At 41.8% G+C, this 27000-nt stretch carries 17 protein-coding genes and 1 pseudogene; 8 read left to right on the top strand and 10 right to left on the bottom strand.

The window, feature by feature from the left end:
* Position 1: 1 nt before the first annotated feature.
* The 3 genes and pseudogenes from V7L20_RS24585 to V7L20_RS24575 form a co-directional block, all read right to left on the bottom strand.
* Positions 2 to 301, bottom strand: a complete 300-nt coding sequence (locus V7L20_RS24585; protein ID WP_334746574.1) for a hypothetical protein — start codon at positions 299 to 301, stop codon at positions 2 to 4.
* A gap of 160 nt (positions 302 to 461) precedes the next feature.
* Complete coding sequence (locus V7L20_RS24580; RefSeq protein WP_334746573.1) at positions 462 to 1220, bottom strand: PD-(D/E)XK nuclease family protein; 759 nt, start codon at positions 1218 to 1220, stop codon at positions 462 to 464.
* A 338-nt stretch (positions 1221 to 1558) separates the two neighbouring features.
* Positions 1559 to 1645: pseudogene (locus tag V7L20_RS24575) on the bottom strand (beta-carotene hydroxylase); the annotation flags it as partial.
* Between the two features lie 210 nt (positions 1646 to 1855).
* Here V7L20_RS24575 and V7L20_RS24570 point away from each other — a divergent pair.
* Positions 1856 to 2080 (top strand): DUF433 domain-containing protein, encoded by a 225-nt coding sequence (locus tag V7L20_RS24570; protein WP_334746572.1) that lies wholly within the window; start codon positions 1856 to 1858, stop codon positions 2078 to 2080.
* Positions 2081 to 2434: 354 nt separating this feature from the next.
* Here the strand turns inward: V7L20_RS24570 and crtR are convergent, their stop codons facing one another.
* Positions 2435 to 3325 carry a beta-carotene hydroxylase gene (crtR, locus tag V7L20_RS24565; RefSeq protein ID WP_334746661.1) on the bottom strand — a complete coding sequence of 297 codons (891 nt, stop codon included), beginning with the start codon at positions 3323 to 3325 and terminating at the stop codon, positions 2435 to 2437.
* 379 nt (positions 3326 to 3704) lie between these two features.
* Here crtR and pyk point away from each other — a divergent pair, with 379 nt between their 5' ends.
* Positions 3705 to 5474 carry a pyruvate kinase gene (gene pyk, locus V7L20_RS24560; RefSeq protein ID WP_334746571.1) on the top strand — a complete coding sequence of 590 codons (1770 nt, stop codon included), beginning with the start codon at positions 3705 to 3707 and terminating at the stop codon, positions 5472 to 5474.
* A 94-nt stretch (positions 5475 to 5568) separates the two neighbouring features.
* On the opposite strand, the gene V7L20_RS24555 is transcribed toward pyk, so the two are convergent.
* Entirely contained in the window at positions 5569 to 7353 is a 1785-nt protein-coding gene (locus tag V7L20_RS24555) for a M61 family metallopeptidase (protein ID WP_334746570.1), read from the bottom strand.
* A gap of 83 nt (positions 7354 to 7436) precedes the next feature.
* Positions 7437 to 9056, bottom strand: coding sequence for a cellulase family glycosylhydrolase (locus V7L20_RS24550; RefSeq protein WP_334746569.1), 1620 nt, complete (start codon positions 9054 to 9056; stop codon positions 7437 to 7439).
* A 574-nt stretch (positions 9057 to 9630) separates the two neighbouring features.
* Between V7L20_RS24550 and V7L20_RS24545 the strand changes: the two genes are divergently transcribed.
* A complete protein-coding gene (locus tag V7L20_RS24545) occupies positions 9631 to 10431 on the top strand; it encodes a hypothetical protein (protein ID WP_334746568.1) in 801 nt (266 codons plus the stop codon).
* Positions 10432 to 10784: 353 nt separating this feature from the next.
* On the opposite strand, the gene V7L20_RS24540 is transcribed toward V7L20_RS24545, so the two are convergent.
* Entirely contained in the window at positions 10785 to 11552 is a 768-nt protein-coding gene (locus V7L20_RS24540) for a hypothetical protein (protein ID WP_334746567.1), read from the bottom strand.
* A gap of 349 nt (positions 11553 to 11901) precedes the next feature.
* On the opposite strand from V7L20_RS24540, the gene V7L20_RS24535 reads away from it, so the two are divergent.
* From V7L20_RS24535 to bcsA, 5 genes are all read left to right on the top strand, one after another.
* On the top strand, positions 11902 to 13662 hold the full coding sequence (locus tag V7L20_RS24535; protein ID WP_334746566.1) for a carbohydrate porin: 1761 nt from the start codon (positions 11902 to 11904) through the stop codon (positions 13660 to 13662).
* Positions 13659 to 16016 (top strand): tetratricopeptide repeat protein, encoded by a 2358-nt coding sequence (locus V7L20_RS24530; RefSeq protein ID WP_334746565.1) that lies wholly within the window; start codon positions 13659 to 13661, stop codon positions 16014 to 16016. The genes V7L20_RS24535 and V7L20_RS24530 overlap by 4 nt, the downstream gene beginning before the upstream one ends.
* 39 nt (positions 16017 to 16055) lie before the next feature.
* A complete protein-coding gene (locus V7L20_RS24525; RefSeq protein WP_334746564.1) occupies positions 16056 to 17312 on the top strand; it encodes a glycosyl hydrolase family 8 in 1257 nt (418 codons plus the stop codon).
* 180 nt (positions 17313 to 17492) lie between these two features.
* A complete protein-coding gene (locus V7L20_RS24520; RefSeq protein WP_334746563.1) occupies positions 17493 to 19832 on the top strand; it encodes a cellulose biosynthesis cyclic di-GMP-binding regulatory protein BcsB in 2340 nt (779 codons plus the stop codon).
* 51 nt (positions 19833 to 19883) lie between these two features.
* On the top strand, positions 19884 to 22496 hold the full coding sequence (gene bcsA / locus V7L20_RS24515; protein ID WP_334746562.1) for a UDP-forming cellulose synthase catalytic subunit: 2613 nt from the start codon (positions 19884 to 19886) through the stop codon (positions 22494 to 22496).
* 195 nt (positions 22497 to 22691) lie between these two features.
* Here the strand turns inward: bcsA and V7L20_RS24510 are convergent, their stop codons facing one another.
* From V7L20_RS24510 to V7L20_RS24500, 3 genes are all read right to left on the bottom strand, one after another.
* A complete protein-coding gene (locus tag V7L20_RS24510) occupies positions 22692 to 23375 on the bottom strand; it encodes a Crp/Fnr family transcriptional regulator (protein ID WP_334746561.1) in 684 nt (227 codons plus the stop codon).
* 463 nt (positions 23376 to 23838) lie between these two features.
* Positions 23839 to 25026 (bottom strand): HetZ-related protein 2, encoded by a 1188-nt coding sequence (locus V7L20_RS24505; protein WP_334746560.1) that lies wholly within the window; start codon positions 25024 to 25026, stop codon positions 23839 to 23841.
* A gap of 1591 nt (positions 25027 to 26617) precedes the next feature.
* A complete protein-coding gene (locus V7L20_RS24500; RefSeq protein WP_334746559.1) occupies positions 26618 to 26965 on the bottom strand; it encodes a carbon dioxide-concentrating mechanism protein CcmK in 348 nt (115 codons plus the stop codon).
* Between the last annotated feature and the right edge of the window lie 35 nt (positions 26966 to 27000).

Here is a 27000-nt window from a genome sequence, read left to right as displayed (position 1 = left end):
TCTACAGCCAAAACTGGCAATCGCCCTCTAACATACTGCTTGGATAAATTCCCCTTAAGCGCAATTTAGCAGTCTTGTGTGCTCCGTATACTGGCATTGGTAAGCGAGGCATTTTTAATGCTCCATGATGCAGTAAGGTGAGTTTTAAAGTAGTTTCAACTACCTGTTCTATAGGAGAAGAAATTAAAGCTGGGTGGTTTCCAGTGATAACTCTCAAGCATAAGGGATAAGCAAAACCCATCTTTTCAGTTACTTGAGTTGTTACCAGAACTGCTTCAGTAGAAGAAATACGCAGCGCCAAACCTTTTTCTGGTGCCTAAGATGGAAGCTCAAACTAATGGCTTCCTCCTGTTCGATATCAGGTTTCAGTTGAAAGCATATTATATTAATATTTGATAAGTTTAGACGGAAAATCTCGCTAGAAGATAAAGTTTTTGTTTGAGTAATAGTTGCAGCAGCAATCACCTAGAAACCTCACTTAGAGAAAATTCACAAATTGAATTAAAGTTGCAATATCTACAGGCAATCCCAGGATTGGGAGGAAATATTATGGCAAAATCATTTGGGTTTTCGCCATAATGCATTCTTTCAAGCTCATATCGTTTTGCTATATCTGCTAGCTCTATCTGCACAAATTTGAGTTGTTCAGGAGTGGTTGTAATGATGTCAGATACTAAGCCAGTTTCTAAGTTATAGAATGAGGCAATAGATGGTTGTTGTGGATAGAGATAGTTAGCTGCTAACAGGTAGACGTAAGCCTGTCGTCGGTCAAAGTCTGATTTACCTGTCTTGAAATCTAAAATATGAATAGTACCATCTGGCTGTTTAAAAGTGCAGTCAGTTGGTGCATATAGATTGAAATAATAATTACCTTCTTGGATAGTGATTGGTGAAGGAAATCCCTCATCGCCTTTGCTCAACTGAATAATTTGCTTGCCAACTAAAATAGGTTCTTTACAATAGTTATTCAGAATCTCAATGATTCGCTCTTGAACTTCCTTTGGCTCTTGATTAAGTTTCAGAATAGCTGCAACTTTTTCTACACCCTCAGACTGTGACAAAAGTTGTGGATATTGATAAAATTCATAAACACCGCCTTGTGCTAATTTCCCAATTCGCTGATGTTTATTGTCTTCCAACAGAGCTTTAACTTGAGGTTCTTTCTGACGAACCTTGTTAAAGCCTCGCTTCATATCACAAAACCAGAATTCTTGACCCACTCATGAATCTGATAAAGACCAAAGATTATAACTTGCAGATGGTAGCCAAGCTTGTTTCATAAGTTTCAATTTCCTATGATGAAAGCTGGTGTTTGACGTGGCGTACCTGCTCTAAATCTCGAATCATAGACAGAATTTCTCTGTTCTTAGTTAAGAAGAGACTATATACCATCTTATGGTTAGTGGTCAAAGCTCTTAGGAAAAAAACTATATGCTATATCTGTAAATTAACTTTTTGCCAATAATTATTTATCTAATTGCATCACTTCTACCACGACAGTGATCGTACATTACGTTTTATTGCCAATAGAAAGCCACAAATGATGAATTAAGTGTTAATTATGTCCCATAATCAGAATATTGAGAACTGAGTTAGGATAAACACGAGCATTTTTCCAGCGATCGCACTCTGCAAAGGGACAATGAAATCAGGGCGAACGCACGGCATTTTTGAAACCCCTGCTGGATAAGGATCTTGACGAAAAAATAGGCTAAATTAAAAAACGCCGAAACCCTTGCTATTAAAGGATTCTTATACTTTAGATGCTTTGCCCTGACAATGGAATATATACTGAGATTTCCAAAAGGGTGAGAGTTAGGATCAAAAAATAGTCTGTTGCAGACAAGCTAACTATATGACATCCACATCGCGTATTGTTCATAGCGACCCCGATATATTGGGAGGAACCCCTGTTTTTGTTGGTACTCGTGTGCCGATAAAAACCTTGCTCGATTATTTAGAAGCAGGTGACTCAGTGGATGAGTTTCTAGATCACTTTCCCAGTGTCAGCCGTGAGCAAGCAATTGCCACTCTCGAATTAGCAAAGGAAATGCTAACCGCTTATGCGAATTTTGCTTGATGAGTGTGTTCCACGACCTTTAAGGCGTGAACTCACTGATTATGAGGTACGCACAGTTGTGGAGATGGGATAGTCAGGCAAAAATAATGGTGAGCTATTGCAACTGATGATCCAGGAGAGTTTCACAATTCTCCTCACAACAGACCAAAACTTACGATATCAGCAAAACTTGCAACAGACTGGAGTTGCGGTCGTTGTTCTTGTAGCGTCTAGTAATCGCTTGCCTGATTTACTTCCATTAATACCCAGTGTTCGCAGTATCCTAACTATGATCACTCCGGGTGTGGTTGTTGAAATCAGAGATTATTGACGCGTTGGCGCAGCCCGTCGTAGGCATCGTTTTATACAGCAACTCTATTCTTTGTGATAATGAAACCGAATTCCTAAAAAGATATCATAAACAAACTCAAAAAAGTCCTTTTTCTGCAACAATCCTGAAGTTTGATAACAGCCTTTTTTATCTAACAGGGGCTTCATCACATAGTATGCAGGTTGATAATTATACCAAGGAATAGAAGGCCACAAATGATGAATTAAGTGGTAATTCTGTCCCATAATCAGGATATTGAGAACTTGGTTCGGGTAGACGCGAGCATTTTTCCAGCGATCGCGCTCTGCAAAAGGACGATGGGGCAAATAGTCAAAAAATAATCCCAGTGCTATCCCCACCACAAAAGCGGGTATGAACCAAAAATTGAGAATGTAACCCAAAAAGTGGTATTGCACTGATATATAAACAATTACACCAACAATTAAGCGGCTGATGAACCATTCTAATAGCTCATATTTCCGCCACAGTCGCCGTTGAAAGAAAAACACTTCATGGTACAAAAACCGCACCGCAATTAGCCATAGTGGGCCACCCGTAGAGACATAATGATCTGGGTCGTCTTCGGGATGATTGACATGTCCATGATGCTGTAAATGCACCCGCGTAAACACTGGAAAAGCAAAAGCTAGCATCAATGCACTGCCATGCCCTAACATCGCATTCATTACCCGGTTGCGATGGGCAGATTGGTGACAAGCATCATGAATTACCGTCCCAGCACAATGCAAGGCAATCGTGTTAACGCAAAAGCACAACCAGTGCGACCATTCCCAAAGCCAGTAACCAAAGTTAGATAACACCAGCATTCCTACAGCTACTAAAAACAGTAGTAGCGTGGGATTGAAATCACCAGGAGGCGTTAAAAATTCCTTCGGCGGGATTGTCAGTGGCTTTTGTGCCTCCGATGCGATCATCTCTAACATTGACTCCTTCTTAATCAAACATTACAAATATACGATGAAGATTAGAAAATAATAAAATTTTGTAAAGTTTTGTATAGCAATATTTATCCACAGCTTTGCATCTTAGTAGATGAATAACGTTATGATTCAAGACTTGAACTAATTTTTACTGATCAGTGGGGTATGACAATTTCTAAGAAGTTGATGGGATAAACACCTTCGTTAGGAGGATGGATACAAGATTGATGTACTATATCTAGTCTATCCCACAGCCTCCACTCTCCCATAAACCCTCTCTAACTGCTTATGTCTATTGATATAGCAGTGACTGAAAAGGAGATGCGACTTAAGTTACGATAACTTCCCAGATAGCTCCCTAACTTCAGCCCCTATGCAATTAAGAGATTCTCTGCGCCGGACAAAAATTGTCGCTACTATTGGCCCCGCCACTAGCAGTCCTGAAATGCTCAAGGCGATTATTGAAGCGGGAGCCACGACGCTGCGGCTAAACTTCTCCCACGGAACTCATGCCGATCATCAGCGTAGTATTCGCTTAATTCGGCAAACCGCTTTTGAATTAAATCAGCCAGTGGCTATTCTCCAAGACTTGCAGGGCCCAAAAATTCGCTTGGGGAAGTTTGACAACGGGTCTATAGTTTTGGCAAAAGGCGATCGCTTCACCTTGACAAATCGTCCAGTGGTAGGTAATCAAGAAATTAGCTGCGTCACCTACGATTATTTAGCCGAAGAAGTCCCAGTTGGTGCAAAAATCCTCCTCGATGATGGAAGAGTAGAAATGTTGGTAGAGCAGATTAACCGGGACAAAGGTGATTTGCATTGTCGGATCACCGTGCCTGGCAAACTTTCTAACAACAAAGGCGTAAACTTTCCTGGCGTTTACCTGTCAATTAAGGCAATGACTGATAAAGATCGAGAGGATCTGATGTTTGGTCTAGATCAAGGTGTAGATTGGGTGGCACTTTCCTTTGTCCGCAATCCCCAGGACATGATCGAAATTAAAGAACTAATTTCCAGTACAGGCAAGCAAGTGCCAGTGATTGCCAAAATTGAAAAGCACGAGGCCATTGAACAAATGGAGGCGGTTCTAGCTTTGTGTGATGGCGTGATGGTTGCCAGAGGTGACTTAGGCGTAGAATTGCCAGCTGAAGATGTTCCGGTACTCCAAAAGCGTCTAATTGCTACAGCAAATCGCTTGGGGATTCCTATCATCACCGCCACCCAGATGTTAGACAGCATGGTCAGCAATCCCCGTCCCACTCGAGCTGAAGTATCGGATGTGGCAAATGCGATTTTAGACGGCACAGACGCGGTAATGCTCTCCAATGAAACTGCTGTGGGTAGCTTCCCAGTAGAAGCAGTGGCGACGATGGCACGGATTGCCGAGCGCATGGAGCAGGAACAAGCTCAACACTTAAACTTACGTTCCTTAAGAGATGCGCGACGCTCGATTCCCAATGCTATTAGTCAAGCTGTAGGTCAAATTGCCGAACAACTAGGTGCAGCAGCAATCATGACCCTAACCCAAACTGGGGCAACAGCTCGCAATGTCTCTAAGTTCCGTCCCCAGACACCAATTTTGGCAGTGACACCCCATGTAAATGTGGCGCGACAACTACAAATGGTATGGGGAGTAAAACCTCTGTTGGTATTAGGATTACCTTCTACAGGTCAGACATTTCAAGCTGCGATCAACGTGGCTCAGGAACTGAAGCTACTATCTGAGGGAGATTTAGTAGTAATGACGGCTGGCACACTCCAGGGAATTTCCGGCTCCACAGATTTGATTAAAGTAGAGGTGGTAACAGCAATACTAGGTCACGGAATTGGATTAGGACAAGGTTCAGTCAGTGGTCGCGCTCGGGTGGCTAATACTGGTATGGATGTTAGTAACTTTAATCCTGGAGACATATTAGTTGCACCCCGCACTAGTGCCGATTTCGTCGAAGCAATTCGTAAAGCCGCCGGGATTATTACGGAAGAAGAAAGTCTTACAAGCCACGCAGCAGTAATTGGCCTGCGTCTCGGCGTACCAGTGATTGTCGGCGTGAAACACGCAACGCAAGCGATCCGGGATGGAGCGATTATAACGCTGGATCTGCAACGGGGTTTAATTTATTCTGGGGCAGTGAGAACGGCTTAGAAGTGGGGATTGCTGACTGAAGACTGGAGACTGGGGATTAGGGAGGCAGAGGGCAGGAGAAGAATATATTTAATTCTCAATGCCCAATGCCCCTTTATGAAACAGTTGTGATTACTACTCCAAGCCATCTAGCAAAATTTTGCTGTTGTATGGAGTTAGGATACTCAACAGGCTTTACCTGATACCGAGTGGGACGTGGTGAAGCGAGGATGATCGAATAAGTACGCAGTTCGTCTTGGTGAAAAACTGTGACTTTAATTTTATCGTTTGGTTGGTAATCTTTGAGGCGATCGCTTAAGCCACTCGCCATTAGCTTAATCCCATCAATTGCTAATAATTCATCACCTGCATCAATTCCCCCTATTTGTGCAGGTGAACCAGTTTCCACAAACTTAATCATCTCTCGCCCATTCTCTGTATTTATTCTCACACCCAAGTAAGGTTCTTCCTGCTGATCAGCTACCAACTGCAAGCCAAAGGGTTCTAAATACTGATTCAAAGGCAAATCGTCAGTGCCATCAATGTATCGTTTAAAGAAATCAGTCAAATCGATTCCAGCTACAGATTCTATAACTTCCTGCAACTGTTCTGGAGTATACCCAATTTCATCTTTCCCAAATTGCTGCCACATTTTTAGCATCACGTCATCGAGGGAGCGCTGATTGTCGTGAGTAGAGCGAATCAGTAAATCCAGCAACAACGATACCATTTCTCCCTTTAAATAGTAGGAAATTTGAGAATTACCGCTATTGGCATCCGGGCGATAGAGTTTTATCCAGGCATCAAAACTCGACTCAGAAACGGGTTGTACCTTGCGCCCTGGTGTCATTTCATATCTGGTAATTTCTTTGCCCAAATTATTCAAATACCATTGAACATCATAAATTCCTGCCCGCAAAGGAATTAACAAGTCATAGTAACTAGTAGTACCCTCACAAAACCACAATGATGGTGTGTAATTTTCTTGGTCATAATCAAACACCTCTAATGCTTTTGGGCGAATTCGCTTGACATTCCACAAGTGAAAGAACTCGTGTGCTAGCAATTGGATAAAGCGATTGTACTTATCCTGAGCGCGAAATCCAAAACGCTGGTAAATTAAGGAACAAGAGTCTTTATGCTCCAAACCGCCAAAAGCTTGGCTAAATAAATGTAGTAGAAACACGTATCGTTGATATGGCAAACCGCCGAACATCTGCGCTTCTACCTGAATAATTTTTTGAATATCAGCAATCATGTGCTGGGCAAGGAAATTTCCTTGCCCCCAGATTGCCAGTTCATGGGGTTTTCCCAAAACCTCAAAATTATACAATTGGTGGCGACCAATCTCAAAGGGAGTATCAACAAGAGTATCAAAATCATTAGCCAAAAAAATATTTGTTTCCTTACCAACGGGTGGCAAGGCAGTAGTTACCTGCCATTCTGGGTGTGGTGGTACGATGGTAACGCGAATGGGTTGCTTGTCCCAGTCCGGTATTCTAAAAAATAGTGCCGCACCGTTGAAATAACCGTGGGTAGCATCTAAGTGATTTGTCCGTACCGATAGTTCATTTGCAAAAACACGGTAACGTACAGTTAATTCTGAAACACCTTTTTTCTTTACCTGCCAGTGATTTTTAGTGAGCTTCCGCCAAGGTAAAGGCTTACTCTCTGCAAAAGCCCCAAAATCCTGTAAATTCTTGGCGTATTCCCTGACTAAGTAGGAACCGGGTGTCCACACCGGTAGCTTTAAATCAAGAATTGGCGAGGAGTAATCGACAAGGTGTAAAGTCACCTCAAACAGATGGGTTTCTGGTTGGGACATTGCCACCAAGTAATGAATCGTTGGCCCGGTTTCCCGAACGTGGGTATTGGGACGAGTTGCTCTTACTTCAGTCATCTTGTGTGCTGAGTTAATACTCAATGGTTAATGAGATTGGTGATTTCTCCTATCATGACAAATTCGCCTTTTAACTTTTGACTTCAAATCGAAACGGCAGCAACTTGCTGCGGTTGGTAGTCAGAACCAAGTTTGTTGGCACAAAACCCAGTATCCCGTACTTGATTGGGTTCAATTGTTTTTTCCCAATCCAAAGGAGCTGCTACATACTGTATAGTTCCTTGCTGTTTAAAATCTGCGTTCCAAAAGTTATTAATCTTAGCTTGATTAATGTTAAATGTTAGCTGCCAGTTATTAACCTTGGTATTACCCTGATTTGTAATTTTGAAACTGACACAAAATCCAGTTTCCCAGTTGGAATTGATCTTAGTAGTGACTTTTAGTTGAGCAGTACTAGTAGTAGATGGGGAGACAGCAGGAGTAAGAGTTGGAGAAACAGAAGGAGGAGTTGGAAAAACAGGAGGATTACTCGGTTGATCTGGCGGTTGAACTTGTATAGGTGGGAGCAGTTGGGACAGTAATTGCTGCTTGGGTAAGTCAACACTTTGCCAGTCATCTAATAAAATTCCGCCTGTATCACTACTATCAGGATTCCAACTCCAGTAAGTAAAGCTTAAGTTATTTTTTTGAATGTATTTCACCAACTCATTTTGCCAAATTCCTTCTTTGGAATTTAAGTCTACTTGCCGTCCCCCAAACTCCCCAATCAAGATGGGAGCAAGATTCTGACTAGCGATATAGTTAAATCCTATTTGCCAGCGATCAATTATATTGTTAGGAAAGTTAGAGTCAGAAAAGTAAGGCTGATTGTACACCCCAGCGCCGTACTCATGAGGAGAATAGACTAGTTTCTTAGAACGAGACAAACGTATTGGGTATTTTTTTACACCTTCTAAATTTCCACCATACCAATGCTGTGGCAGTTTTTGACCCGGAACATTCTTTTCCACTCCTTCAACGACAATTAGCCAATTAGGATTCACACTCAAAATCGCATTACCTGCACGTTCTGCTGCTAGTCGCCAGTCAGTACTTATATTGTTATCACCCCAGCTAGCTTTACCATGAGGTTCATTTTTTAAGTCTGCGCCAATAACGTTAGTTTGATTCTTGTATCGGATTGCTAACATTGTCCAAGTATCGATCCAGTCTGCTTCTGTAAAGCCGTCTCCATACCACAATTCTGGAATTTGCTGGTCGTTGAGGCGGTGGCTGTCGAGCAGAATTAGCAATCCTTGACGTTCCGCTTCCTGAATAACTAAGTCCATTACCTCCAAGGGTGTTCTACCTTGAAGTTCTATATTGCTGCCAATTGTATAGTCAATCCCACTTACATTAAACGATCGCAATGCTGCTACAGAATAAGGAAACCGGATGACGTTATATCCTAAGTTTTTAATCTGTGCAAGCATTTCTTTATAATCTCGTCGCCATAAACCGTGAGGGGCGTGTGTATCAGTTTCCATACCAAACCAATTAACACCTCTGAGCAATACAACCTTGCCTTTGACATCCACAATGGTTCTACCAATTGTTGAAAGTGGTAGCTCTATTGGCATCACCGCCCTAACACCATCTAACTGAATACTAGCAGGTGTCTTAGTCAAGATAATTACTAAAAATACTACTAGACTTAAGGAAAATAGCAGTAATTGCTTATGTAATCTCACTGTTTTTGGTTTCTTGTTATCGATAACTTGCATACTATTATTACTTTTATGGTAGGGCAATATATAAGTCGAATCAGCAAAAAAATATATGATGTTTTTTACAATTAAGGAGATTTGACAGCATCTTTAGCTAAAAAGTATTTTGTAAATGTGATTTTTCGCCGACGATAAATATTTATACTTTAATTACAATGCATTTATTTGAGTGTTATTTGTATTACTTAATTAACTTTCTATGCATCTAGCCATCCTAGTAATCTTAGAGCAATATTTAGCTACTATTGTTTCTATATCTGCAAAAATTGGATAGTAAAAGTCAAGAACGCTAAAATCTTTACCTGATAATACGTATAAACTTCTATCTATGTTTTGCATTTCCCTATATATAATTTGGGGTAGTTGCTTAATTTACAAAAAATTTACGTAATTTACTGAGTTCTTCATGAGTTATCTATTGAACATATCTCGTATAGAGAATAATTTAGATACTAAGGCAGTACACACATTGAGTCACCGCAAAAACTCTATACAAGCTAGAAGTTATAAGCGGTAATTAAATCTGCTGCAATCTACTCATAGTCTTCTCTTTTACAAAAGCTTTCTGAATATGACACTTTCTGCGCTGCAAAAATTTTTACTACCGCCTGCGATCGCTTCTCTAAGTGTATTTTCTTTAATGTCATTTCCCCTTGCGACACTAGGCGATAAACAAATTGCTATCAAATTCCAGGAAGAACCTATTTTTTATGGCAAGCTTAGAGATATTGCTATCCCTTACGTAGTTTTTGCAACAGCACTTAGTATAGGGTCTGGAATTTCAGCGCTCGCTTTCTGTGGTTGGCGAAATTCTTCTTCTAAATCAGCAAAAATTCAGCAAGAATTATCTAATTTAGAGCAACACCTACAGCAAAAAGAGATATTACTAAAAGAATGGCAAATTTCCGAGCCTCGACTGCAAATTTCTGGATTGAGTGCTTTTTTAGATGACGAAGCACCTTTTGATCAAACTCTCATCTCAAAAAACTCTGCAATCACTGCATCTCAACCAATTGGAGCGCAAACCCCGACGCAGGTACACGCACAGCCAGTAAATCCTGTACCAAAGGTTGCAACTCAACAAAATACCACTAACACTACTAGAGATATTGCTGCTACTTCTGCGTTTGCATCTGCCCAAACTTTCCTTGGCTATGCTCAAGAAAATCCCAACAATATCAAAGAAATTACTGCTGGTGAAATGAATCAAACAGCAATTATGCCATCAGAATTTGAAGAGTTGCAAAAACAAATTAAAGAAATGATGCTACAAATGCAAGCAATGCAGGAGAATTTGCAACTGTCTCAAGCAACAAATGCTGAGGTAGAATCCCCAGCTAAATTTAAGATTTACTATAATACTGTCCTTTAAAATCTACTCAAATCAATGCCCACTAAATTGGTGGTTATTGAGTAATTAATATCTGGATGCCAGCGCTCATATTGAGGCTGGTATTCCAGTTTGTATCTATGAAAAAGAGAGCAAGGCTAGAGTACAATACAGTTCAGTTAAGCATTTCTTTCCTGTCTCGCTGTTCTCTGCGCCTCTGTGGTAGCCTGCGGCAAGCCTCAATCAAGTAAAAAGTCGGGTGAGGGTAAATAGAGGCAATTTTATCGGTTTGATGCTCTTATAGCTTTTCCTAATCAAATGATGTAGATCATAACCCCCTCCTTACTTGCGAGGAAGGGGGTCAGTACCTATTCAACTGAGAACCACTATAATTCTCATCTAAGAAACTCTGGAGGAGTCAGATAGGCATTCGTTTGCCTATTTTTAATCGGTGGAGGTAAGGTATTTTTAAAAGCTATGGATTGCGGCGGGATTTGATATCGGTTTCCCCAACCACCATTCAAGTCTTCTGGTTGCCGACGAGGTGGTATTGTTTTTCCCGTAGGTAGGGGTACTGTTAAAGTTTGGCTAACTTGTAAATATTTTTCACCTTCGTTAGTAAAGCGAATCAACTTGCTTTCAAGCTTTTCAAGCTGTTGATTTTCTAACTTCAACTTTTGAGAGTTTTGATTATCTGGCTGTTCCGACTGAGTAGCAGGATCGAAAATAGCTACAAATGTAACGCCACCTTCTGGGAACAGTCGTATTTGTGTTGGATTTGCTTGCCAGACTTCTTGGAAACTACCATCGGCTGAAACTTGCCACAGATTCAGCGCAGCCTCCCATTGTCCCTGTTTCACTTCCACAATTTGACGAGCCAGAATTGAACGGTTAATGTTCATGTCTGAATTGAATAAAGCTTCTGTTTGTCCTGATACTGGACGCAAATAACGCACAGCGGCCACTGTAATCTTGCTAGATTCGGGCAGATTGGTACTACCGACAATATTGTATATACCTTTACTTGATATCGGTTGTATATCTCCGATTTTCATCTCTACCTTTTCTTGTGTTTTTTGAACACAGCCATAACTGGCAGCTAAAAGTATTAGCCAAGTGCTTATCTGGAACCTACTAGGATAAAAAGCTTTAAATTTAGCCATAATAGTGTTTAAATGAAGTTTTTTTGGGGAAAAAGCCATATTGTTATCTAATTTTTTCCAATTAACTCATATTTTTACTTATTATGCCCAATTTATTTTTGAAAATAACAAATTTTATTGACTCTTAATCAATTAGTTTAAAATCAAAAATTTTATTCAACCTAGTGGTTAATACCCATTTACTTTGCTAAAGTAGCGACATTGAATAACCAAAATATGTAGTTGTTCCCCAACTAGGCTGATGAGGCAAACAGTACTCGATTGTTATAAATTTACTTTTCCAAGCCAGTACTACAAGGTTTATCCACTGCTTTGTACTGTCGCCGTCTCGATTTGCTGGGTACTGGCAGTGAGCGAAAAATCTTCAGCTCAAGTCAACCCATCTCAGCTAAAGACTATCGACTACCAATTGGGTTTAGCAGAACCGCTACCAATGGCTAAATTACCCGTCGATAATCAATCTCAGTCAGGGTGGCAAACATTACCTTCTCCAGGCGTAACGACTGGTGTAGCAGTTGCACCGATCGCTAATCCAGTGTTGAAAGTTGTGGAACCCAAACCAGTTAACGATCTCCAACAAATGGAGAGTGTCTTCATTCAGCAACAGGTAACTGGAAAAGCCCCGGCAGCAACACCTAGTTCTGTTGCACCACGAGTGGCAGCAGGTGGAGATACTTCTAACCTAAATTTAGGATTGCAGGGACAGATGAACGGCTCGGAGCCACCAAGTAGTTCAGCCCCACTGCCACCACTCGCCAACTTGTCTGCAACGCCAGAATCAACTGCACTAGCAGCACCAACTTTTAATCAACTACTCAGTTCTCAAACGGCTCCCCTGTCGCCACTTCCCAACTCGGCTGCAACGCAAGAATTCACTGCACCAGGAGTAGCACCAACTTTTAATCAACTACTCAGTTCTCAAACAGCCCCCCTGCCACCACTTCCCAACTTGCCTGCAACCCCAGAATCAACTGCACCAGGAGCAGCACCAACTTTTCATCAACAATTACTCAATCCACAGACAACACCATCAGTCCTTAGTACAACTCCTAATCCAAGCACAGCAGTGCCAGTTACCCCATCGATAACTACTCAACAACGCCGCCAGCTACCAAGCAGCAGTTTAAGGGAACCCTCTTTACAATTTCAAGGAGTTTATATTAACCAAGGTGGCGACACCACAGCGCGGGCGAGAGTCAGTGGAGTCTATCCACTGTCTCCTCAAGCTTTGATTGGGGCAACCCTGGACTTAACAAGCCAAGGCAGCAACCGCAACTTGGATGACTCCCGAAACGATGGTTTGAACGTCAACGAGCTTTATTTGGCGACTTCACTAGCAGGAGTACCTAATCTGCGATTTGTGATCGGTCAAATAGATTTAACGTCTTATTTTGATCGCAACAGCTTTGCTAAAGATGGAGCCAGTCAATTTTTTAATCCGGTGTTTCAAACTAACCCTGCACTAGCGGCGACAGGGATTAGTTCACGCACTGGTTTGTTAACCGATTGGAGCATCACCGACAATATTGAAGCAAAAGCGGCAGTCTTTTCATCAGCAGACAAAATCGGTGACTTTTCTTTAGATGGATTTGCTGGCGAAATCGGCATCCGTTATGGCAATGCAATTATTCGTGGTACTTATGCCAGCGATCACGACGCTGGTGTTAATGATAGCTTCCTTGAAAGCTATAGCATTGCCAGAGGTAACAATCAATTTGGCACTGATAAAAACGATCGCGAAGAAGCGTATGGTCTCAACGCCGAAGTCTTTATTCCCAATCTAAAATTAGGTTTGTTTGGGCGTTATGGTCACTACGAAAACCGCACTTTAGGAGAGGGTGCAAATACTTATGTGTTGGGAGCTAGTTTTGTGGATCTGTTTACCCCAGATGATCGGCTAGGAATAGCTTATGGACGCGCTCTCTCTAATGAGCAGCTACGTCGTGGAGATCGTCCCGATGTATTAGAAATGTTCTATGATTTTAAATTTCTTGACAATCTACGGCTAGGCTTGTCGGTTCAAGAACGTGATGATTTCTCAGAAACAGTTTTCGGTATCAGAGTGAAATCAGAATTTGGTATCACTCCCAGAGGGAGAATTACTCAATGAGTCAAAATAGTATAGATAAAAGGCAAAAGGGAAAAGCTAAAAAAATTAAATATCGTTCTCTTTTTACTTGTTCATTTTTCCTTTGTACTTACTTGCTAACTATACCACCTTTGGGCAGCATTGCCCCAGCTGAAGCACAGAGCTTATCAACATCAGCACAAAAAGGTTTTGCATTCTTAAAAAAAGGCTTCATTAATGATGCGATCGCAGCCTTCCAGCAAGTCCTCAAAACTCAACCCCAATCTTCCCAAGTTAGGTTAGGATTAGCGATCGCTTATCGCAAAGCCGGACGTATCCCTGAAGCTTGGAGTGCTTATCAACAAGTATTGGCGGCAGACTCCAACAATCAACTAGCTTTAAAGACAGTTGGTATATTAGCTACTTATCGTCCTGAGTGGAACTTAAAAGGAATTGAGACTCTGACAACTTTATTAGAGTTAAATCCTAACGATTCAGAAGCTCGTCATTACCGTGCTCTACTCTACTCTTATCAAGGGCGATTAAGCGAGTCCCTAGCAGACTACCAAATCGTGCTCAACAACAACCCTACACCAAAGGCAGTCGTTGATGCAGCTCAAACTTATAGTTATAGTGAGGATTTTCCTAAAGCACTGGAGTTATTTAACCGCTACCGCACCACTGGCAAAGCCATTACAGATTATGCAGCACTAGCCTACGGTCGCAGCTTACGAGAAACCGGCAATCCTGGAGGGGCAGTAGAGGTGTTAGAAGCGCAGTTGCAGCGCTCTAATAAACTTAACGAGATGGGGTTTGAAACCCGTAAAGAACTAGCTATAGCATACCTTGCCAATCAACAACAAGCCCAAGCGTTGGCGGTTTTAGATGTATTACAGGGAAGGCCAGATGCGATTTTGCCCTTAGCGCGATCGCTCAATGAAATTCGCAAGTACACCAATAACCCCACCCTCACCCAGCAAGTTTTCAATCTCTACCGTCAAGCACTCCAAACCGATCCCAACCCTTCCCCCAAACTACAGCGCGAAGTTGCTGATGTCTTTACTGGGTTCCCCGAAGGACGACAAACAGCATTGCAACTGTATCGACGAGTGGCGTTAGAATTTCCCAACGATCAAAGTCTGGTGGTGCAGCAATTAGCTTTGGAAAATCAGCTAGGTTTGCTCGGTAAAAATGACTTGAAACAGCGTTTAGCTACTGCAATACAATCAGCACCGAGCGATCACGTCCAGTTGCAACAGCTAGCTAATGCTTTAGTGAACATTGATGTTCCCGATCCAGAATTTTTACCTGTGTACCAAAATCTTTTACAAATGGGGGTTAACGTACCATTTTTGAATTTCCGAGTGGCGCAAATGTATGTGCAGCGCCAAGAGTTAAATGGTGCAAGGCAAGCTTTGGCAGCTTACACAGCTACCAAAGCAGGTGCTAAAGACCTCGCACCCCAATTATTAGCAGCAGAAATTGAGCGTCGTGAGGGTAGTCTCGAAGCTAGCGCTCAACGTTACCAAGCTGTGCTTGCTAGTAAGCCAAATAATAGCGATATTATTGATGCTGCTTTGGGCGGACTGGCTGGAGTGCGACTGCAACAAAAGCGTTTTGATGAGGCTGTGACAGTTTATGACCAATTGATAGCCCGCAATCCTCAAAATTTGTCGATTCAACTAGGGCGTGCTAGTATCGGCTATCAAGCCAAGCGGATCTCCCAACCAGAAGCAGAGGCAGTTCTCAACAATTGGTTAGCTACACAACCTGCAACCAATACTCCTCCAGAACTATACAGTTTGCTAGGAGCGCTGCCTACCGATCCGCAAAAAGAAGCTTTATATAGTTATCTAGTAGAAACTGATCCTACTTCCATACCACTACAACTGCGCCTATTACAGGTGATAGCAAAACGCAATCCTGCCCAAGCACAAGCGCGGATGAAGCAGTTGATTGCCCGTATTCCTAACACTTCTGACTCATACCAGTTGCAGGCAGAGTTGGCTCGATCTGTAGGTGATTTGAATTTGGCTAGCAGTACCTATCAGAATATTTTGGCGCAGCAACCAGATAACATCGATGCCCTAGCGGCTTTGGGCGGAATTCGCTTTGAACAGCGCCGCTTTGAATCAGCACAGGAGATTTATGCTCAAGTGTTGGCACAAAAACCGGAAGACAAAGGCACACGCCGCGCCCTTGCTGGATTGAATGCAATTTTAGATCAGCCTTTGACAGCACTGGCACAGTTAGAACAACTGCAATTAGAAGCAGCCGCAGAAGGAGGAAACGATAGCGATGCATCTCGGCAAATACAGCAAATCCAAACGGACTTTCTGCTACGACGAGGATTTCAACCCCCTTGGGAAGATTATCAACGTCGAAACAGAAATTAGCGATCGCTTAAATCTTTTACAAATCAAACTATTCTTAGGATGTGGCACTTCCCAAAAGTGGCAGCTATTGCCTGCCTGATTGGTTTATCTGCCTGTGTTTCTAGTTACTCAGCAGCAAACCCTAAAACGCCGGATGAGCTAACTCCGGTGGCAAACGTCCCCACTGAAGGTAGTAGTCAAAATCTTACTGGATTATTAACCGATCTTCCTAAATCCACCCCCAACCGGGAATTACTTGCCCAAAGTTGGGATAGCTACCGCCAAAGATTTATTCAGTCAGATGGACGGGTGATTGATTACGAAGCAAGCGATCGCTCAACTAGTGAAGGTCAAGCCTATGCTTTGCTAAGAGCAGTACTGATTAACGATCCGACAACTTTTGCCTTGACTTTAAACTGGTCAGAAAATAACCTCCAGCGCCAAGTAGATGGTAAACGCACAGATAGGTTGTGGGCTTGGAAGTGGGGACGAAAGGAAGATGGTAACTGGGGTGTTCTCGACAGCAACTTTGCTAGTGATGGAGATATAGATGCGATTACTGCACTGATTTTAGCATCACGGCGTTGGCATCAACCCGAATACCTGGAACTGGCAAAACTCAAACTGCAAGATTTGTGGAATTTGTCCACTATCTCAAAAACCCAAGGTGAGCGCTATCTGTTACCAGGGCCTATAGCTGCATTCGTCCAGGATGCATCTACCGTTTACCTGAATCCTTCTTATTTTGCACCCTATGCTTTTCGCATCTTTGCACAAGTTGACTCCCAACATAATTGGTTGAGTTTGGTAGACAGTAGCTATCAAGTGCTAGAAAATTCTGCAAAGCTTTCTAGCGTAGGTTTACCCAGTGATTGGGTAGCTCTAAATACCAAAACAGGACAATATCAAACCCTACCAGCATCTAGTCCTCTGAAGAGTTTGTATAGTTTTGATTCCTATCGAGTCTGGTGGCGTTTGTCGTTGGATGCTGCCTGGTTCAACTCACCCCAAGCGCATAGCTATCTAGTGACATCCACTCAGCACTTGCAAAAACTGTGGAGTAAACAATCGATACCAGCACGGATTGATCTGCAAGGGAAACCATTAGTGGATTACGAAGCTACATCCCAATACGCTATGTTGTATGCTGCCATGCAGTTAGTGGAACCAGCGATCGCTCAAGAACTGCTTGTAAAAAAAATACTGCCTCAATACAAGCAGGGAATTTGGGGAGACCAATCTGCTTATTACACCCAGAATTTAGCTTGGTTAGGATTGCTACCTCCAAAGACAATTCCCGAGCAATTGCTTAAATAATATCCTCTGACGCTGAGTTAGGGCACAAGCTTCCCAACTACCTTTTACTCCCGACAGATTGACTCCCGTTGCTTTTTTAAAAAATATGATGGGACGATTTTGAAGTTCTAAAAGCACCAAAACACCTGTGCTTTTTACGTCAAAAAATTCAGTAAATTCACACTAAAATCACACTATATCATGAAGCAATTGTTTCATCTTTCCCAAATTAGTAAAAAAGCAATTATTGTTACTTCTTGCTTTTTTTTGTTTCCTAGTTCATTATTGAGCGCTCAAGCTCAAATCAAAGGTGATCTGCAACAAGAAGTAACTTTATTAGCTCAAGCAACGACATCAGAAACTACTAGTAAAGCAGACTTAAAAGCTCCTAGTGCCAAGAACCTAGCAACTTACACTCTAGAATTTAATCGTAGTCCGATTGTAGGCAACCGGATGCGCTTGCGCGGAGTTTACTCAGAAGGTCGTCTTGCCTTTACCCGTCCTCGTGGCTGGAAACTAGATCAAGGTAAAGTACAAGCTTTAATCCGTTTTCAACATTCACCAGCACTATATGCCAATCGCTCTAACCTGACCGTGCTATTGAATGGCATCAGTGTTGGTAGCGTACCACTCAATCGCAAAGAGTCCCAAGTAGGTCAAGTACTGTTCAATATTCCACCAAAGCTGCTGCAAGATTACAACGAACTCACATTGGTGGCACAGCAGAATAACAGCCTCGAATGTAGCGACCCTAGTAGCCCCGACTTGTGGACAGAGATTTTGCCAGATTCCAAATTAATTTTTAACTATGAACGGCAGCCGATTACCCTGAATTTTAGCCGCTATCCTTATCCTTTCTTTGACGAATTCGGCTTAGAAACTAACCAAATTGCTTATTTGCAACCGAGTCAAGTTGATCAATCCTGGTTGACAGCAGCAGCTCGCTTACAAGTGGCATTGGGAAGAATCGCAGATTTTCGCCCGATTCAGACGAGCGTGGTGTCTGATGTCGCAAATGTAAAGGCAAACGATCGCTTGGTGATCATTGGTACTCCCAATGAACAACCAACCTTAAATACTTGGAATAATTTGCCTCTGAAAGTCGTCAGCAATCAAATTCTTGATCGTGATAATAACCCCGTACCAGATGAAACAGGGGTGTTGATTATAACCAAAGCTGAAAAGAGCGGAGTTCCGGTTTTAATTGCCACTGGCAACAGTGCAAAAGCTGTAGAAAAGGCAACTCAATTTTTATCACAGCCAGACTTGCGGAAAATGGGTACTGGTCAGGTGGTTTTTGTCGATACCCTCAAGGATGCTTCGACACCAGGACTCCGCCAATGGCCTCGTTATTTGCCAGAACAAAATTCTTTTAAACTGGGCGACATCAAAACCCAAGTAAATGGTGAGCCGTTTAGTGATGTGACTGTACGTGGAATCGGAGCGCCGCCAGTTGAAATTGATTTTCGGGCTTTACCAGATGATAGATTTCTCCGGGGTAGTTCGATGAATCTGGTATACAGCTACGGGCCACAAGTTAATCCCCGAACTTCTGCGATCGAAGTTTTACTGGATGGAGTTTTCATTGGTGGGGCACGTCTTGATTCTGAGTCGGGAGAAACTCGCAAAAACCTTAAAGTCAATTTGCCAGAAAACTTGATCAAACCCAGCTCGAAACTGCAAGTTTTCTTGCGGATGAATCCGAGAGAACCGTTTGACAAACAGAACTGTCTTCAGCCACCAGATCAACAACTGACAGGTACGGTGCATTCTGATACTAGCTTCGACCTGAAACGGGAAATCTCTACACAACTACCAGACTTAAACCTGCTGAAATTTGGTTTCCCCTTTGCTGCACCGCAGGATTTGTCCCAGACAGCGATCGTCGTGCCACAAATCCCCTCGAAGACAGATGTGTTAACCTTATTGGCTTTTAGCGAACGCTTAGGAAGGCTCAGTCAAGCAGATGCTGTCAAACTAAATGTTTATACACCGGATGCTTTGCCAACAAAAGCTCGCAACAACGACCATTTGGTAGGAATTGGAACGCGAGAAGACTTTCCTTTTCCCGAAGTATTTAATTCCACTGGCTTCAACTTAAGTCAGGCATATTCCCGCTCCTCTGCCAATGCTGTAGTTCAGACCCCGCAGGATACCCAAGGGATGATTAAGCAAATTATCTCTCCTTGGAATAGCGATCGCGTCGTTCTAGCTTTAACATCTCAAACCGAAACTGGTTTAGAGCGAGTGCGGCAAGTCCTCAATCAAGATCCGTGGTTCTTCCAACTCAAGAAGGATACGGTACTAATTAGTAGCGATCAAAAAGACCCAGTTTCCTACGATGCTGATGCCTATCAACTACAGTTTTTCCAAAGCGCTCCTAACACTCGTCGCTTGGAAAACACCACTATCCTCAGTAAAGCATCACGCTTTTTACAAGAAAATTGGCTATTGCTACCTGTAGGCATCTTCACTGTGTCTCTAATTCTTTACGGAATTCTTCAGTTGTATCTCAAGCGCTTGACTGTTGATAAAAAGTAGACACTTTCGGTCAGGTATCGCCCATTTTAAATTTCAAAATTTAGATCCACAATGTCTTCTTCCCCCCACACACCGCCCCGGAAATCACGCGATCGCCAGCGCTTAAAATTGAGCAATTGGTTGATTGATATTACCCCCCGATTTTTTGACAGCACTCTTCAAAATATTGGTGTAAAACAATTCAAGTGGTTTATCTTGCTGCTACTGGTACTCTCTGTGCCACTGATTATTACTCCGATAGAAGTTTGGCAGCAGGGATTCGTAGCATTGTTTCTTGTGCTACTTGGTCAAATTGTAATACACGCAGAGTTTCAAGAGTCTTCTTCAGAAATCAGCCACTATTATCACTTGTTTATGCTGTGGCTGAGTATAGTAACAACGCTGCGTTATTTATACTACCGCACCAGCTACACCCTCAACTTTGATGGTTGGCTTAACAGCATCGCTTGTGTATTCTTGTTCGCCGCCGAACTTTATGCGATCCTCACCTTAATATTGGCATACTTTCAAACTCTGAAAATTCAAGAACGCCAACCAGTTAATCTGACAAACATTCCTCAACAGGAATGGTTCAAAGTTGATATCTACATCCCCACATACAACGAAGATGTGGAGATTGTTCGTAAGACGGCTGTAGCAGCCTTAGCTTGTGATTATGCTCCTGATAAAAAAAAGGTTTATGTCCTTGATGATGGTCGTCCAGAAAAGTATAAAGAGAACGACCCACGCCGAGAACAGTTTAGCAAAAGACGGGAACAGCTACGGCAAATGTGCCAAGAACTCGGCTGTATACACATGACGCGGGACAATAACGACCACGCTAAGGCTGGTAATATCAATACCGCCTTTTACAAAACCGACGGTGATTTAGTGTTAATTTTGGACTGCGACCACATCCCATCGCGGCAAATTCTCTTGCATACAATGGGCTTTTTCTTCGATCCCAAAGTATCGTTTGTCCAAACTCCTCACTGGTTCTATAATCCCGACCCGTTTGAGCGTAATTTGCTCACCAAAGGTAGAATACCCGCAGGCAATGAACTATTTTATAAGGTACTGCAAAAAGGTAACGATTTTTGGAATGCCGCCTTTTTCTGCGGTTCGGCAGCATTAATCCGTAAATCCCACGCTTTAGAAGTTGGGGGAATTGCAGTGGAAACCGTGACAGAAGATTGCCACACTGCTTTGCGATTGCATTCGCTGGGTTACAAGTCTGTCTACTACGACAAAATTATGGTGGCTGGTTTAGCGCCAGAAACTTTTTCTTCTTACGTAGGACAACAAGTGCGTTGGGCCAGGGGGATGGCGCAGATTCTGCGATTAGAAAACCCCATTTTTAATCCGAAGCTAAACCTAACATTTGCACAACGGATTTGTTACTTTAGCGCGACTTCGCACTTTTTGTATGGCTATCCCCGTCTAATATATGCGATCGCTCCCACACTCTTTTTATTATTTGGCATTAACTCTGTCCAAGGTTTGGGTTTAGAAACTCTAGCCTACGCCTTACCCCATATTCTCCTCTCCCTTTTCACTAACTACATCATTTACAAAAACGTCCGTTTCTCCTTCTGGAATGAAATTTTTGAATTTGCGATGGCTTTCCAGGCTGGGTGGGTGACGATGTTAGCGCTGTTTAATCCCAAGCTGGGTTCATTTAACGTTACTGATAAAGGAACGTCTATAACCAAACGTACATTTGATTGGGAATCGATGCGTGGTCTTTTGGTGGTGACAGCACTTGTAGTCTCTTCCTTACTAGCTGTTCCCTATTGGCTGCTGCTACATCCTGAAGATTGGCAAGCGGTCTTAGTCAACACCATGTGGTCTGTTTTTAATCTGGTTTTGCTGATAGCTGCTTTGCTGGTTGGCTTTGAACAACCACAAGTACGTACTGCCCACCGTTTACAACGTCGCCTCCCCATATTAATTAGCAGTAGGGGTCAAACAATCATGGGCAAAACGGTGAATATTTCAGAAACTGGGGCATTAATTTCTTTAGAAACTTGGCCTAATTTACTGGAGGAAGCGGAAGTTGAGGTGATGGGAGATTATACTGCTAGCGCCTCTTTAACAGCGCAGATTGTCCGAGTCTCTCCTATTAATGACACAGAAACACTTTTGGCTGTTGATTTTGTGAAGCTCAACGATGCCCAACGCGATGCTTTAACTCTAGTTTTATATTCTGATGTCCGGGAGTGGTATTCGCAAAAGGGCCAGTATGTAGACCGACCCTTCGCTTCCCTTGGATTCTTAGCCACAAGTCTGACTCGGGCCTTGCGTGACGTGAAACAAACTAGCCGCAAAAAGGTACGCAAGCAGGTAAATAGCGATAGCCGACTCTACTGGGATGGTAACTTCTTCTTTGCAGTAGCTACAGAATTAGGAACAACAGGTTTGCGCTTGGAAATAGAGGATACAAAAGCCGTGTCTTCTCACAAAATGATAGGACAACAGGATTTGCACACGATGCGAACTGTTAAACCATTAGTTGGTTTACTGTTGAATGAGGATGAGGATAACCTCTCATCTAACCGATTTGTTGCGGAAATTCACGCAGTAGAAGAACAGACAAATGGCAAGATTGCACTCGAATTAGTTTTTCCAGAAAAATTCAAAGAACGTCAACACACAAAAATTAAACAACTGTTGGAGGTTCTGTAGCAGAAGTACTTGACTAGATGTTTGACTGGCGCAAGCTCCATTTAAGTTCAGATGTTGCTTGCGCTTAGGAGTATTTTAAATTGTAAAAGTCAATTCAATTTTTGTGGGGTGGGCAGCGTTCGACTGAGTGCTGCCTACCCCACAATAAATAATTAAATATTTTTCGATTTAGAAGTTTATAAGAACCTTTAGCAATCACACTTTACCAGCCAAGTTCATCAACTGTTTGAAGTTTACAAGATAAATGATGTTGTTGGCGCTGTCAATTTTAATCCACCCTTTCTCATGCAGTTTTTCCATAATTTTGGTAGTTTCTTCAACACCAATTTCTGTTACCTCTGCTAAATCTTTGAAAGGAATGTTAAAAATTTCCTTTCCAAAATTCGATTCTTGACCATAGCTTTCGCCTAAAGTCACTAGAGTATAGGCGAGTTTGACTGCTGGTGGTGAAGACCGCATTTGTAAACGCAAGTTAATTTGCCGCAATCGTCGCACCATAAGTTGTAACATCCGGTGATGTAACTGCGGGTCTTTGAACAAGATTTGAATAAAACGCTCTCTGGATACACTCAGCAAATTCACAGACGAAAGGGCTATGACATCGGTTGAGCGTGGAGATTCATCCAAAATTGCCATTTCTCCAAAAAAATCGCCCCTACCAAAAATTGCCAGAGCTACTGAATCTTCCCCGACGGTACGCCGGACTTTGACCCAACCTGAAACAACGAAGTAAACTGCGTTACCCCAGGCATCTTCCATCACAACGGCTCGCCCAGATGGGTATTCATGTTGAATTGCAACGTTGAGCAGCCATTCCAAAGTCTGGGGAGTGGCTGTACTCATTAAGGGGAAAAGTTCACTAAAAACCTCAGTCTGCATGAAATATTTATAAGAAATGGATTCAAGAGCAGGAAACTAACTTATTCACTATAAATTTTTTTAACCAGTATCTTATTTAGAATACGGCAGCAAAATCTCTATCTATTTGAGTTGAACTCTAAGCTTGATTGGTATAGAGTTCCATTACAACATAACAATTATGTATAAAATTGGAATCAGCGATTTCACTTACAGAACTATGATTTGAGGTTTAATTATTTAATTAAAACTTTAGTTGTGGATATAAAGGTTATTAATATAAAAAATATATCGAGCGGAAAGTGTAACGAGACATAACGCGTCCAAGATTAATCCCATGCTTTTAAGCGTGGTTCCGTCTGCTTTCAGAAGTTCTACTCTAGTAACTGAGGCATGAGGGGATGAACTTGCTATGAATTCTCCCCTGCTCTCCATCTCCTAGTTTGGTACACCACCTTAATTGAGCAATTAAATACCTCATAGGCTACTCCAGGGTTCTTAAAGCTTGTGCTGCTAGATAGATTTTTGTCCATTCGCCTAGTGCTTGATGGGTTTTGAGTTTTAACTGTTGGCCTATTGCTTCTATCGAGTTACCTGCTCTTTGCAAATCTAGAATCTGCCGTCCTAGAGGAGTCAATTTTTTATCAAGTTGCTGCCATTGATTTTGGGTTAAACCTAAGTTATGTTCTTGCAAGGAAATTGAGAGCCAATCCTCTACTAGCTCTGGTTTACCTTTGAGGGCAAAAACACGCACAGCATGGTAACTAATTTTTTCTCGTAGACGGTATACTTCTTTGGTCGGCTTATTTAATTTGTGGGCGATCTCGTCCTGGGATTTACCTTGTAAATATAGTCGTAGCCACTCTACTGCGTCTGTTCCCAGATTTTCTTGTAAATAATTTTCAAATTCTTTTTGCACTGACTGACGCAGGACTTGTTGTTCCTCTAACTGTTGTGCTTCTTGATATTCTGCGATCGCCTGACTATCGACTAAGTTAATCCGATTGTCACTGTCGTCTGTGAGAACTTCTTCTGACACCAGTCTAATCAAGTCACGACCCGGCACTTGGGTTAAGCCACCGCGCTGAGTGCGACGCAAGTAATTTACAAACCGATAAGCTAACAGGGGTTGATTGCGTACTGGTCGCAGACAATATTCTTCTACACTGGCAAATAGCAGAGCATCTCCCAATCGTCTATCACTTGTATATTTGGCAATATCAGCCATTTGCTGTTGCATCTGGCTGTCGCTTTGCAGTAATTCTTGGAGTACTTCTTGCAACACGTCCATAACACTACGCTGGCGATCGCGGCTTAGGGCTACCCAAGTCTGAATTTTATTCCGTAATGTTACTAAACTCCCCAATCGCGTTATCAAGTTCCGATAAGCACGTTCTCGCCCCACCCCCAAATAGCGTAGACGTAAAATTCTCCAGCGATATTCCATCGCTTGTTTGGCGATGTCGAGTTCTTTAGGATTAAACAGATCAAACCGTTTGGAGTCAGATCCCAACAGCCAGAGAATAATGCTTTCTCTAGCAGCTTCATTTTGGTCTGGACATTCCGCAGCCAAGCGCTTTCGCCAATCTAGAGCTAGTTGTTCCACATCTGCTGTCATAGTGAGATTGCGTTCCTCGAAACTCAATTTTGAAGTTTGCATCACAACCCCCATTTGTCCCACCTAATTGTTTAACTGGCAACCTGCCCAGATTTCATGAGTCTCATGAAAATAGCTTAACGATTCCACTTTTATTACGTCTTAATTCACTAGAATTATGCAGAAATTTCTATATTGATGTTTTGTTTAGAATTTTAAATAGCCCCAAACCCATATATATAAAGTTTTTGGGGCTATTTTTTAATTTAACTTTTTTGTAAAGTTATGTTTTGTAATTGAGAATAGAAATCTGCCTATAGTAGTGGCGACAAACCTTTGCACGAGGTGGGTTGAGGAAATCTGAACATTTTGTAACCGAGCCGAGGAACGAATCTAATTTAACTCAATGTCAGGCATAATTTCACCCGTATAAGTTTCAAAAGACCCAGTATTCCACATGGCAATGTCTACGATGGGCTACGCCTACGCTATTTTGGATAGTAGGGATTGATAGGTCAATTTATCCTTTCTAAACTATAGGACTTATATCTGATTTTGAACAAGATTTTAAATAAAACCCTGATAAAACTGGCTTTTCAGTCTCAGTATGTTTTCAGAAATAAAATCGGAGTCCTATACAGGGCAGCATCTAAATTACTCTTGATCACAACCAAGGTTAAGAACCAATAACAAAATCAGCATTTCTCGTTTGATTTAGTTTCCAAGACTCAAAGCGATGTCTACGACAAGCTACGCCAACGTTAAAATTATGTCAACAAGCAGGCGTTAATGCGACTATTTTTGAACCTATTAAGAAAAATTTTTTTGTTGACATGATGTGTTCGTCCTGATTCTACTCCTATTTTATGAAGAACCAAAAAATTCTTGAATCTCAAGCTTCTTATTTTTCTGGCTTTTTGCTTTTCTATAAAGCATAATAGTTTGAATTTTATATATACAAAATCTATATAACTCATATTTTTTCATATAAACTTCATATAAAAGCTCATCTTAAACGACAAATCGTCATACTTACGATCCTCACACTTAAATAATACCAAGACATAGGCAGGGCAAACGCATCTAAATATTGACGAGCCTGGATAAGAGTGTAATTCAGCGAAACCCTAATCAGATATAATTTTTAGGAAACTAAATATGAATTTTTACAATAATGATAATCATTATGAGGGTGAGTTAGAGACAATCGGCGGCTGCCTGTCAAAGAACGTGATATTTTAACACTTACTGTCAAAAAGAGATTGTGAGGTTAATTACAGAACTAAATGCAGATTATGTAATTACCTTAAAAAAGAACCAAGGCAACCTTTATCTATATGATTTTGAAATCTTCTTAATTTTTATTAGTAAATAAGATGCGTTTGCCCTGGAGTCCTATAGCTTTATCTACAACTGTGCCTATAATATTGGCAAGTTATTCTTACAACTTTTATCTTCTCAAAAATCAATAGTCAACAGTCAATATTGATTTTGACTATTGACTTTGACTGTTGCTTTCCCTGTGCTTCAAAATTCAACTTATGAAAAATCTCAAAACAGAAAAAGTGCAATCCTCTAAAGTTTTGATAGTCAGAAGTCTGACAACAAACTTATCTTGAAATTCATTTATGGGAATTTTTTTGAATTCCCCCGCAGAAGGTTAAATCTATCGACTGTTTGATCTAACAATGGGATTTTCTACAGATTCTCGATACCCTTGGACTTGTTCTGTGTAAGCAATTGGCAGAACAGCTTCAACGTTTTCATGGGGACGAGGAATAATCACCCAGGATTCTAAAGTACCGCCATAAACATTTTCTGCGGCTTCAACACCAGCAGCCATCGCTGTCTTTACCTCAGAAACATCGCCACGAATATTAACTGTAAAACGAGCGCTACCCACTCTGATATAACCAACGAGGGTGACTCGACCAGCTTTTACCATAGCATCTGCTGCTGCTAGCACCGCAGGGAAACCTTTCGTTTCAAGTGCTCCAACTGCCTGTAATGACATTATTAATCTCCTGTATGAATAAACGATATGGAGGC

This window comes from Nostoc sp. (genome assembly GCF_036916735.1).
Classification (GTDB): domain Bacteria; phylum Cyanobacteriota; class Cyanobacteriia; order Cyanobacteriales; family Nostocaceae; genus Nostoc.
The sequence above is the reverse complement of the archived record's forward strand: the minus strand, read 5'-3'. Positions and strand labels throughout refer to the sequence as shown.